The organism is Salinibaculum sp. SYNS191 (assembly GCF_037338445.1).
GTDB lineage: Archaea > Halobacteriota > Halobacteria > Halobacteriales > Haloarculaceae > Salinibaculum > Salinibaculum marinum.
The window spans coordinates 2660616-2672144 of the sequence record NZ_CP147838.1; the positions used below are offsets into that span (position 1 = coordinate 2660616).

Here is an 11529-nt window from a genome sequence, read left to right on the forward strand (position 1 = left end):
CTTGCTCGCAACCACTGTTCTGTAACGCTCTTCACTGACTATTCAATAGTTGCAGTGACCACTCAACGGCGGGATTCTCTCGCTGTCTAAAGATAGAAAGCCACCGTCGTGCTGAACCTATCCTCTCTATCGGTCACTTCATTACTGACAGATATCGAGTAGTCGGCGAAGGCACTGATGGATACAGAGCGCGTATTCAATTACAGTGAAAAAGGGAGTGGACGGCTTTCACTGAGTAGCGCTTGCTGGGAGCAAACACCCACAATCTATTTTTAATATATTGTCATTATCACATTCCATGGTCGACCGCTCTTACGGTTCTCACCGTGCTGTTACACTGGCCAGTCTCATCCTTCTGGCCGGCTGTACCGGACTGGTTGCGACAAACCAACAGACACCCACTCCCGAACCAACAGTGGAGAATTTCTCGTATCCCTCGGGGTGGTCACAGGCGGGGATTACAGACCTCACTGTTGCGCTGGGAACGAACGACGAGACTGTGGAAAACGTCTCCCGGAAAAGTCGATTGGTGATTGCCGATGAGGACTCGAACCGCACGATTGTCAGGGTCTTAGACACAGAGGCTGGCACTGGTTCAGTCCAATTGATAGACACCCAACTCGACGCCGATATCCACCGGTACTACACCGCCGAGGGGGTGTTTGAGTATGATCGAATGACAGAGAAGTTGAGCCGAATGCCCGACGAGAACTGGACAGCAGCTGACGTAGCCACAGTCGATGATTTGAAACAACCGCTCCGAGATCTCGAATTAAACGCGACTGAGGCTGTTACCGTCGAGGGGACGACGGCTGTCACATATACTGTGACCGGCATCAGGAATCCTGAGTCAGTCCCAGCGGATACTGCGACAGGGCACGTTACCATCGCTGAGGAGGGGTTCATCGCGGAGTTCAATATTACGAGAGGCAACGATGAATTCACCCGCCAGACGATGTACGACCTCTCTGCGTTCGGCAACGCGACGGTAACACGGCCTGCGTGGATGCCCGACGAGTAACTGCCGTCGTCTGCAGGATTCACCCTACACAGGTGAGTAATCGCTTTGGTAGATGACCGACACCTTACTAAGCAAGTTTACTGACCAGCTGATTCATCAGAATCGGTGTGACACCAACGATGGCTGACTTCTGACTACACTCTCTGAATCGGTCACACACGTTCTGACAGACACTGAGTGGGTGGAAAAGAGTCTGCTGCATACACAGCCCCTATATTGTTGTTTTAAAGAGGACACTGCTTCTCATTCCTGTCCTCACATTCATATTGAGTGACACCCAATGATATTTCAATGAGTGTTGAACAACGGAGCGGGTTTCGGGTTCTTGCACCTGTTCTTGTGAGCCTGTGGCTACTCGGGACTGTTGTGTCGTACTGGCTGACTGGCATTAACTGGTCGAATCGTGGTTCAGCCATCTGGGTCGGAATCGTTGTGGCAGTCACCATTGGCATGAGTGTCTGGACACTTGGAATTCTCACCGGGGGATATGCACGCCGTCGGCAGTTGTATATCCGGGCGATGCAGGCCTGTGGCGCCGTTGCACTGGCTGGAGCCGTCTCGTTGCTCGTGCTGTAATCTGACAAGCGCGTTGAGCGTAAGCTTCAATTGTCCTTCTGAATGATATTTATTCAATGGTCAACTGGTCGCGTTGCCAAGCGCTCCGTGCAATTGCCGCTGGAGCAGCCGTTGCAGTCGCCAGCTGTTCACCCTACAACCCGCGTTCGAATGTATGAAGTGACGCACCTTCTTAGTCGGTCTGACGGTACTCTCGGGTGTCGGAGGTGTTACAGCACTGCACCCAAGTGATGACCTTGCAGACACTTCGCCAAATGAGACGACGCAGACACAGGACCAGCAGGTCAAGATTCGGGTATTGAACACGCTAACCGACGATGCACAGGCAGTGATACGGCTCCAATCTGCAGGTGAAAAGTTCCTTACAGCCAATATCACCAGCACACCCGACGAAACGCAAGAAATCAGCATTCCAATACCAATAGGACAGGAGTACAACCTAAACGTCGATGTCAATGCGGAACTGGACTCTCCCGAGGAAGTGACGCTCGGACGCAAAACAGTCCGAGCCAGTGGATCCTCCCTGTCGACTGAGGAGACCTATAGATTCACACATCAAGACATGACAGTACTACGAATACCACTCGGTGGAGAGCCTTTTCTTGACATCGAACAGGTCGAATGAGCCAACGCGGTGCAATTGTATCTCGACAAGGGGGTCATCAACAGACATCTCATCGATTAGCCATTCTTGTTAATTAAATAGAACTTTATACGTGCTTACCGAACGACCGGACGTGTGGTCTAATAGGTCACTGTCTCGACGGGGGCTGCTTGCAGCGCTTGGCGGGACTGCCTCGCTCGGCCTCGGCGCGGGACTCGGAACAGATGCCGTTCTCCCGCCGATGCGGCTTGAGGCTCGCGTGCCGGCCGGAGAGTGGCCCATGGAGAAACGCGACCCACAGCGCACCGGCTACCAGCCACAGCCCGGCCCTCGGGACGGTCTCGTCGAACGGTGGCGCCGTTCGGCCGGGCCCCCCAACATCGTCCGACCAGGGGTGGTCGTGGCGAGCGGCCGCGTGTACACCGTCGGGCGGTACGCGCTGAGGGCGGTCGCCAGCGCTGACGGCTCGCCCGAGTGGGTGCGCCGCCGCCGTGACCAGAGCTTGAGCCTCTTTCCCGACGAGCCCCCCTTCGAATTCCTCCAAAGTGGCCCTACCGTTAGCGGTGACCGCGTCTACGCTGTTAGCGGGGTGACGCTATCCGGGCGCGCCGCCGCTACCGGCCAGTCCACCTGGGCGTTTCGAACAACCAGTAGTTTCGAATACGTCCTCCCCGTCGGCAATCAGGTCGTCATCGGCTGCACTCTCGCGAACGACGACCAGCTCGTCGCACTTGATCAGTCGACCGGGCTTCGGCGCTGGATACAGACGGCGGCCGAAGTACCGCTGGCGTTCGCACCTGCCGAGGATAGCGGGATGGACAGCGCGCTCCTGCTCACCGGCACTAGCGAGAGAGATTCTGGGCGGCTGGTCGGGCGCGATCCGTCCGATGGTACCGTCCGCTGGCGGACGCCTTCTGACCGTCCGCTATTCGATATGTTTGCCACGCCTGCCGTCAACCAGGGACGGGTCTACGCTGGTGGCCCGACGCTTACCGCCTTCAACGCCAGCGACGGGAGCGTCGTCTGGCAGACCGAGGCACCGAGCATCACCGAGCCTGCCTCGCCGATCACGGACGGCCAGCGCGTCTACGTTGTCAGAGATGGGGCTGCGGTCGCGGTGGATGCGGCGACCGGTGAGAACCAGTGGGCTGTCTCGGTCGAGGAGATCTCGCCGTTCGTTGCGCCGGTGATTGCCGCCGAGACGCTGTACCTGCCCGGCGACTCGGCAGTGGTTGCGCTCGATACGACCAACGGATCGACGCGGTTCCGCCATTCCCTGTCGAGGTCGGACGGGCGCATCTACGGGATGGCGAGTGCTGACGGAACCCTCTACGCGCGAGTGGGAACATCACTCCGTGCGTATGATGCCGAGGAGGCGGAACGATGAGTGGGTCGGCGTCTGGAGTGAGTGAAGCGATAGCCGGATACGCCCGGCAGGTGGGCCGTGGACTCGCCTACGTAATCATCCTCCAGTTGTCGGTTGGCACCGCTGGAAGGTTGATCATGGTGCGAGCAGTCGGCACGACGTCGATTTTGATGCCGGTGTCGCTCTCGACCCTGGTCGTCGTTGCGGTGGCCGGGATACTCGTCAACAGTTCGAATCCGCCGAGTTACCGGCTATTGACGCGCTTCAGCCTCATTTCGCTACTGGTCGGGTTCGTAGCAGACGCGCTCGTCGGGGTCGGAGACGGACACGTTGGAGCACTGTATCCGACGTTGCAGGCCGTACTGGTCTGGCTGGGAGCGTTCTTACTCGCGTACGCAGTGGTCTTCGAGGTCACGTGGAGCCAGGAGATCGGCTCACTGGAGGAAACGAACTCCGATTGAGCGAGTGCGAGAGTTCGAGGGCGTCAGAGAAGGGTCACATGGTGGTTGATGTCAGGATACGTATGGTGCCCAGATACTCAGCAAGCATGCATAGAGTGTCATAGAACGGCTCGCAAGGTGATTGATTTCAATACTGTTGGGGTTGCATCCACTGCTCAGTACACGTGCTTATCGATTGTACGTGCCTGGAAAAAAGAATCTACGCAGTCGCTGGGAGTAGGGAGACAGCCAGAAGCCAATCAAAAAGAGAACTCCACCAAGGGCCGTCAGAGGAACCCACAGGTACAGTGGTGCGCCAGCCATGAATCCACCTCCCCGAGTGGCTTCGAGTAGGTACCAGCGGTTGTGATACTCAACGATGTTCACAGAGTCGGTATCGCCGGCGTAGTAGAACTGTTCTGACTCCTGGTGAGTTGTGTACGTACCTTCTTCGACGGCGTGTTCGAAGATACGCTGGCTTGTCGGTGAGAGCGTTTCGAATTTGAACTGGAATTGCTGGTGATACTCCGTCGCTTCCTCCTCACTGAGTTCGGTAATAGTATACTGATGTGTATTGATATCAGCATTTACGCTATACGCAGCCGTGCCAGCACCAGTGAACAGAAGTGCGCCCACGAAGAGCAACAAGAGTCCCAGGCGACTCTTCGAGACTCTCGTCAGCATACTATAACTTCTTGTACTGTTTGATAAGTGTCTTGTCTGTACTGAGCGTTCCTTGCTGAACGCGACAGGGTTTGCGAACCTTTCTATGACACGCTGATGCGGGTTGAACAATTCTCCGAATACCTATATTCCATGCTTCAGACGTTTCTCCTTGGTACACCATCACAAAGCAACTTCTGTCACAGTATGCTATGCTGATTTGGGCTTCAGCATCGGACATGAACCACGCTCGTCGCTCCCCCCCACTCCGCTGTAAGCCCCGATGGGTATCCCCCCGCCACCCATTGTGAACGACGTCCTTTCTGTATCGAGTGATTTGGAGAGACTGCTCACAGGAGTCTGTGAACTGTTCTCTGACGCCTTGGAACATCTACAACTGATAGTAGGTTACGATACTCCTGCTGCATAGACTGCGCGTATCCCGAATAGCGACTCCGTCAAACCGAAACTGGCGAGTCGATTACGACGAAGGAAGGATATGATCTGATGTGAGGCAGACACTCGTTACCTCCGAGACAAGCTAGCAATATGTCAGGCCGCCGAATTTGCGGATAGTTTAATTAGAAACTATGTCCTTTAATCGGCGTTGAACATTAAACAGGAGAGATTTTGACTGTGTAGCGGCTAGTCACCGATATCAACACCTCACGTGGCGCTGTATCCGGATTCGTGATGGGTGTCACTCCCTGCATATGAGTTCCAATTCGAAGAGCGTCCTTGACGAATCAACCATCGTCGTTGTCGGCGACACGGCGTGGATAGCCGCGTATACTGCTCAACTCGATGCCCAGTTTGACGCAACTGTGCAGTCAGTCTCGACAGCCGCGGCAGCACAACAGATACTCCAGAAAACCGCCGTCGATTGCATCGTTTTCGACTACAGTCTTCCTGAGACCACTGGCATTGAGCTCGTCCGCAGGATTCGCGACACAACAACGATGCTTCCACTAATAATGGGGACAGCTGATGGAAGCGAAGCCATCGCTAGCGAGGCTATCGAAGTTGGTGTCACCGACTACATCGCTGTTGCCGACTCGCCCGGCGAAACCGTCACCGATGCGCTGCGGCGGACTGAACAGGCCCTTCGGAACGCACAGCGGTCGACGACGCAGCGCGAGCGCGCCCGGCAGTTCGACGCCACCTTCCACGACACGAGATCGGCGACGTGGGTGCTCGACCCGGACGGCACGCTCACGCGGGTCAACCAGGCCGCTCGCGACATGATCGACGTCGACGCTGACGCCGTCGTTGGCGACCCATTCTGGACACTGCCCTGGTGGCCCAGTGACACACAGACCAGCGACGACATCCGCCGGCTTATCGAGACGGCGAAACGCGGCGGATTCGGCCATGCCGTCGTCACACAGGAGGCGCTGAATAGTGAGCGGATGTTGGAACTCTCCGTCCAACCAGTCACCGACGAACGCGGCGACCTCGTCTCCATCATCGTCGAATCCGTCGACATCACCGACCGCGTGGACCTCGAGCGGGAACTCCGGCGGTCGGAGGAACTCCACCGAGTCACGCTCAACAACATGACTGACACCGTCCTCATGACTGAGGAGGGTGGCGAGTATACGTATGTCTGCCCGAACGTCCACTTCATCTTTGGATACACCGCTGACGAGATCCGGGAGTTAGGCACGATCGAGGACCTCCTCGGTGAGGATCTCTTCGACCGAGAAGAACTGGCTGAGACGGGCGTCCTGAAGAACATCGAGACGACGGCGACGGACAAAGCCGGCCGCGAACACACGCTGCTGGTGAACGTCCGTGAGGTCTCCATCCAGGACGGCACGCTGCTGTACAGCTGCCGGGACATCACGAAGCGCAAACAGCGCGAACAGGCGCTAGCGACACTTCAGGAGACGGCTCGGGACTTCCTGTACGCCGAGACGCACCGGGAGATCGCTCAACACGTCGTCGACGACACGCCCGACGCCCTCGGCCTCGACGCCAGCGCGATCTACCTCTTCGACGCCGACGACAATCACCTCCAACCTGCCGCCCACTCACAGGCACTCCGGGACGCACACGGCCCGCTCCCCGCGGTTCACGCCGACGGTAGCGACCTCACCAGTCACAGTTTCGTCGAGAACGAGGCCCTGTTCTTCGAGGACGTCCACGAGGCCGACCGTCTCACCAATCCCGCGACTGATATTCGGAGTGCCGCATACATCCCGCTCGGAAACCACGGCGTATACCTGGCCGGGTCGACAGACGTGGGGGCTTTCGACGATGTCACGCGGGAACTTGCTGACCTGCTGGCGGCGACCGCAGAGGCGGCCCTCGACCGGGTCAACCGGGAGTCACAGCTCCGCGAACAGGACCGCGAACTCCAGCGTCAGAATGACAAGCTCACCACGCTCAACCGCATCAACGAGACCATCCGAGAGATCGACCAGGCGCTTGTGGAAGCCGAGACTCGCGAGGAAATCGATCACACCGTCTGTGAACACCTCACTGCTGACGGCCGCTTCCAGTTCGCGTGGATCGGCACGCTCGACGACACGGGGAAGGCGGTAACGCCGCAAGCGTGGGCTGGAACCGGTCAGGGCTATCTCGACACCCTATCGTTCAATGTTCCTGTGGAGACAGTCGAGCCGGCTGGTCGAACGGCGACAACAGGCGAGGTGACACACGTCTCGAACGTCGCGGCTGACCTCCACGCGGCCTCCTGGCGCAAAGACGCTATCTCTCGTGACTTCCTGTCCGTGTTGAGTGTTCCGCTGGTGTACAACGATCTCTCGTACGGTGTCTTGACCGTGTACGCGGAGACACCCGACGCGTTCGACGAAACCATTCAGACGGTCGTTTCGGAACTCGGGGAAACGATCGCTGCCGCGATCAGCGCGACCGAGCGCAAGCAGGCGCTGCTCACGACGTCGATGACGCGAATCGAGTACGAGGTCAGCGACGCGTCGTTCGTGCTCACGCAACTGGCCGCGGCGGCCGACTGCACGCTGACTTACGAGGGCGGCGTCCAGCAGACCGCCACTGGGAACTACGTATTCGTCACCGTGGATGACGCACCACTCGATGTCGTCGTCGACGCAACTGACGGTCTCACGGTTGTCGAGGATGTCCAGCGGATTCGCGGCGGCGAAACTGGCGGTGTGTTGCGCCTCCGATTGTCCGACCCATTCATCGCGACAGAGCTGGCTGAGCACGGGGCTGTTCTTCGGAGTGCAACGGCAACGGCGGCGGGTACAACGCTTGTCGTCGATCTGCCGGCGAGCATCGAAGTCAGGCACGTTACCCAGTTCCTCGCTGACCGGTCCGGCGATATCGACCTGGCGTCGAAGCAGACCCGTGAACAGGCATCCGAACACGGGTTCTACGCGTCCGTCCTCGACTGGCTGACGGACAGACAGCTTGAAGTCCTCGAGACAGCGTACTACAGCGGGTTCTTCGAGTCACCGCGTAAGGCCGACGGTAAAGCTGTCGCGGACTCGCTGGAGATCTCGCCGCAAGCGTTCTACCAACACATCAGAACCACACAGCGAAAATTGTTCGCGGAACTCATCGATGACCACACACCGATAGTCGCACAACACGCTGACTGACGATCCCAACGTGTTCGAGGTCTACCAAGCGTTTAGTTGACAAGCGAGTAACCTGTCCGGATCAACATCGCCAAACTGCTTGTATAGTAAATGCCACCACTGAGTCGGGGTTCGGTGTTCAACTACCGAATATTCCCTTATATTCTCCTTATGGACGGGTAGAGTACCCTGCCTGGTGGTGCTGGGACTCGCAATCAGCAATGAGAGATGTCGACCAAAACCCGACCGAGGAATCGCTGTACGAGTGTTTCGAATGCGGGTACGTCGTCGTTGCAGAGGACAATCCCGGCTCGTGCCCGGACTGCGCTGGTGAGATGCGGAATCGACGGACTCCGATCGAATAACGATGGCTTCGACATCAACGACACCCGACGAGCCGCAGGAGGAATCGACCGAGGAGGAGTCCGCCCTGGAGACGGCACGCCGCCAACTCCAGCACGCCGCCGACCACCTCGACATCGACCAGCACATCGTCGACCGCCTCAAACACCCCAAGAAAGTCCACGAGGTCACTGTTCCAATCGAGCGCGAGGATGGGGACGTCGAAGTCTACACCGGGTATCGGGCGCAACACGACAGCGTCCGCGGCCCGTTCAAGGGGGGCCTCCGGTACCACCCGGAGGTCACCCGCGAGGAGTGTGTCGGGCTCAGCATGTGGATGACGTGGAAGTGCGGCGTGATGGACATCCCGTTCGGCGGCGCGAAAGGCGGTATCGCAGTGAACCCCAAGGATCTGAGTAACGACGAAAAAGAACAACTCACCCGGCGGTTCACCGACGAGATACGGGCGGTCATCGGGCCGACCAAGGATATCCCTGCCCCCGATATGGGGACAGATCCGCAGACGATGGCGTGGCTGATGGACGCCTATTCCATGCAGGAGGGCGAAACCATCCCGGGCGTGGTCACAGGGAAACCACCAATCGTCGGCGGCAGTAAGGGACGTGATGGGGCACCCGGCCGAAGCGTCGCCATCATCGCCCGGGAGGCGATCGACTACTACGACAAGGACATCGAGGAGACTGACGTTGCCATCCAGGGGTACGGCAGCGTCGGGTCGAACGCCGCTCGCTTGCTGGACGACTGGGGTACGAACGTGGTCGCGGTCAGCGATGTCAACGGCGGCGTTTACGACGCCAACGGCCTGGACACGCACTCGATCCCCTCCCACCACGAGGTGCCGGAAGCGGTAATGGGCCACGAGACACCCGAGACCGTGAGCAACGGGGAGTTGCTGGAACTCGATGTCGACGTGGTGATTCCAGCCGCGATCGGAAACGTGCTGACAGCGGACAACGGTGATGATGTCGCTGCAGACATCGTCATCGAAGGTGCGAACGGTCCGACGACGACTGCGGCGAGTTCCATCTTCGCCGAACGTGATATTCCAGTGGTTCCGGACATCCTGGCGAACGCCGGCGGGGTGACTGTGAGCTACTTCGAGTGGCTTCAGGACATCAATCGCCGATCGTGGTCGCTGGAGCGTGTCAACGACGAACTCGAGACGGAGATGCTGGCCGCCTGGAGCCACGTCCGGGAGGAGTTCGAAGCACGAGACGTGACGTGGCGTGACGCGGCCTACATCGTTGCACTCTCCCGAATTGCCGAGGCCCACGAGGCGCGTGGACTCTGGCCGTAGTCGCGATCGGAGCCGATTCCGGAACGGCGTTGCTCGCTCCCAAATCCATGCTGTTCCCTCGGCGGCAGTTTCTTCTTATCTGGGATAAGAGACTACTGCACACCCCCGGTGAGGCAATTGAAAACGACTGCCCCTATGTTGATTACAAGTGAACTGCTTCGGGGTCAAGTGGTTCGAAACGCTCCGCGTCTCGTCATCACGGAAGATTTCGTCTTTTGCACGACCCCCAGGCCTTCTGTGGATTACTCGGACACTCCCACTCGGCCATCGGCCTGATAGCCCTGGGCAGTCGGGTGGGTCACGGTCGGGGCGTCCACGGCCCCCGATGCCTGCCGTCGTCGTCCGAAACGGCGAAGCCGTTTCGTGATCACGAGAGACTCCGTCTCTCGGTCGACACCTTCCGAACAATGGGGCGGCTGTTGAGAGCAGGCACATTCCAATCGAGTTTCTTCACGCCTTTCACGGCGATATTGACGCTTGCACCAAGGCCACTGGTACTGGCTCCAGTTCGTCACCGTACCACCCCCTTGGCCGGATTGACCGCACGACGGCGCGCGGGGCCGGGAAGTTTGCTTGTGAGATTATGAGAACAAGCAGATTGGCGATTCTCCGAAACTTCCGTTAGTGGGGAGAAGAACGCTTGAGAAACAACTTCTTGATTTGCTAGAAACGGGTAGGAAATGAGATGGGCCAACGCGGATTTGAACCGCGGACCTCCCGGTTATCAGCCGAGCGCTCAACCTAACTGAGCTATTGGCCCGAACTCGGTGCAACTGGGTGTATCCGGCATGTACTGTTAAGCGTTACTCTTCGGGCGGACCGTGTGACGGAACCGCGTTATCTGTCGGGTTCGTCGTCGAAGTCCACGTCGTAGGCGTCGTCGTCGAGGTCGTAGGCGTCGCCGGGGCCGCCCGGTCCGGGACCGCCCTGCGGTCCGCTCCGGGGACCGGCACCCTCCTCGTTGGGGAAGCCGTCGATGTAGACGTTCCCGGTGACGAAACCGCGCGATTTCGCGTCGGCGTAGGGGACGACGACCCACTTCTTGACCGCCAGGCGGATGGGATAGCGCGTGAAGGGTAACACGAGCAGGAACCCGACGCCGTCGGTGACCAGGCCGGGGGTCAGCAGGAACGCACCCGCGACGAGCAGGAGCGCGCCGTCGAGCAGTTCGTCCGTCGGTACCTCGCCCTGGGCGGCCTTGCGCTGTATCTTGCCCATCGTGTGCCGGCCCTCCGCGCGGACGAGGAACATCCCGACCAGCGCGGTGAGGACGACGAGCAACACGATGAGCTGCCAGCCGAGCATGCCGGACAGCACTACCAGCAACAGCATATCGAGCAACGGGATCAGCAGGAGGACCCCGATGATGCGGAGCATACACCCCGTACTCACTGCTGCCCCAAACGCCTTTCGAGCCACACCACGTTTTTCCCGCTCGGGATTCGCGCTTCGCGCGAACCACTCGCGGCAAAAACGGGGTCGTCGTGAACAGAGTGAACGACGGCTCGAAAGACGAGCGAAGCGAGACGCGACCGCAGGGAGCGTCTCGGAAAAGCGAACGGCGAAGCCGTGAGCGAAGCGAGTCTTTCGGTGGTGAAAAAGGCCGAATCTCGGCCTGCGGCCTCGATTCGGT

10 protein-coding genes, 1 tRNA gene and 1 pseudogene are annotated in these 11529 nt (G+C 58.8%); 8 read left to right on the forward strand and 4 right to left on the reverse strand.

The genetic code is table 11. The features are described from left to right. Window positions 1-298: 298 nt before the first annotated feature. The 5 genes from WDJ57_RS14160 to WDJ57_RS14180 all read left to right on the forward strand — a co-directional run bounded on the left by WDJ57_RS14160 (window position 299) and on the right by WDJ57_RS14180 (window position 4028). The gene (locus WDJ57_RS14160) at window positions 299-1021 is read left to right on the forward strand and encodes a hypothetical protein (protein WP_338901463.1); all 723 of its coding nucleotides are present in this window, start codon (window positions 299-301) and stop codon (window positions 1019-1021) included. A 291-nt stretch (window positions 1022-1312) separates the two neighbouring features. Continuing rightward, the gene (locus WDJ57_RS14165) at window positions 1313-1597 is read left to right on the forward strand and encodes a hypothetical protein (protein ID WP_338901464.1); all 285 of its coding nucleotides are present in this window, start codon (window positions 1313-1315) and stop codon (window positions 1595-1597) included. A gap of 328 nt (window positions 1598-1925) precedes the next feature. Then, complete coding sequence (locus tag WDJ57_RS14170) at window positions 1926-2222, forward strand: hypothetical protein (protein ID WP_338901465.1); 297 nt, start codon at window positions 1926-1928, stop codon at window positions 2220-2222. Window positions 2223-2481: 259 nt separating this feature from the next. Further along, window positions 2482-3588 carry a PQQ-binding-like beta-propeller repeat protein gene (locus WDJ57_RS14175; RefSeq protein ID WP_338901466.1) on the forward strand — a complete coding sequence of 369 codons (1107 nt, stop codon included), beginning with the start codon at window positions 2482-2484 and terminating at the stop codon, window positions 3586-3588. Next, a complete protein-coding gene (locus WDJ57_RS14180; RefSeq protein WP_338901467.1) occupies window positions 3585-4028 on the forward strand; it encodes a hypothetical protein in 444 nt (147 codons plus the stop codon). The genes WDJ57_RS14175 and WDJ57_RS14180 overlap by 4 nt, the downstream gene beginning before the upstream one ends. Window positions 4029-4196: 168 nt before the next feature. Here the strand turns inward: WDJ57_RS14180 and WDJ57_RS14185 are convergent, their stop codons facing one another. Continuing rightward, the gene (locus WDJ57_RS14185) at window positions 4197-4691 is read right to left on the reverse strand and encodes a hypothetical protein (RefSeq protein ID WP_338901468.1); all 495 of its coding nucleotides are present in this window, start codon (window positions 4689-4691) and stop codon (window positions 4197-4199) included. Between the two features lie 692 nt (window positions 4692-5383). Between WDJ57_RS14185 and WDJ57_RS14190 the strand changes: the two genes are divergently transcribed. The 3 genes from WDJ57_RS14190 (at window position 5384) to gdhB (ending at window position 9896) form a co-directional block, all read left to right on the forward strand. Beyond that, entirely contained in the window at window positions 5384-8257 is a 2874-nt protein-coding gene (locus WDJ57_RS14190; RefSeq protein ID WP_338901469.1) for a bacterio-opsin activator domain-containing protein, read from the forward strand. Window positions 8258-8457: 200 nt separating this feature from the next. Then, window positions 8458-8601, forward strand: a complete 144-nt coding sequence (locus tag WDJ57_RS14195) for a rubrerythrin-like domain-containing protein (RefSeq protein ID WP_338901470.1) — start codon at window positions 8458-8460, stop codon at window positions 8599-8601. Window positions 8602-8603: 2 nt separating this feature from the next. After that, entirely contained in the window at window positions 8604-9896 is a 1293-nt protein-coding gene (gene gdhB, locus WDJ57_RS14200) for a glutamate dehydrogenase GdhB (RefSeq protein ID WP_338901471.1), read from the forward strand. A 242-nt stretch (window positions 9897-10138) separates the two neighbouring features. Here the strand turns inward: gdhB and WDJ57_RS14205 are convergent. From WDJ57_RS14205 to WDJ57_RS14215, 3 genes and pseudogenes are all read right to left on the reverse strand, one after another. Beyond that, window positions 10139-10389, reverse strand: a pseudogene (locus WDJ57_RS14205) (hypothetical protein); the annotation flags it as partial. Between the two features lie 193 nt (window positions 10390-10582). After that, window positions 10583-10656 (reverse strand) — tRNA-Ile (locus tag WDJ57_RS14210). Window positions 10657-10733: 77 nt separating this feature from the next. After that, the gene (locus WDJ57_RS14215) at window positions 10734-11273 is read right to left on the reverse strand and encodes an FxsA family protein (RefSeq protein ID WP_338901472.1); all 540 of its coding nucleotides are present in this window, start codon (window positions 11271-11273) and stop codon (window positions 10734-10736) included. Window positions 11274-11529: the final 256 nt, after the last annotated feature.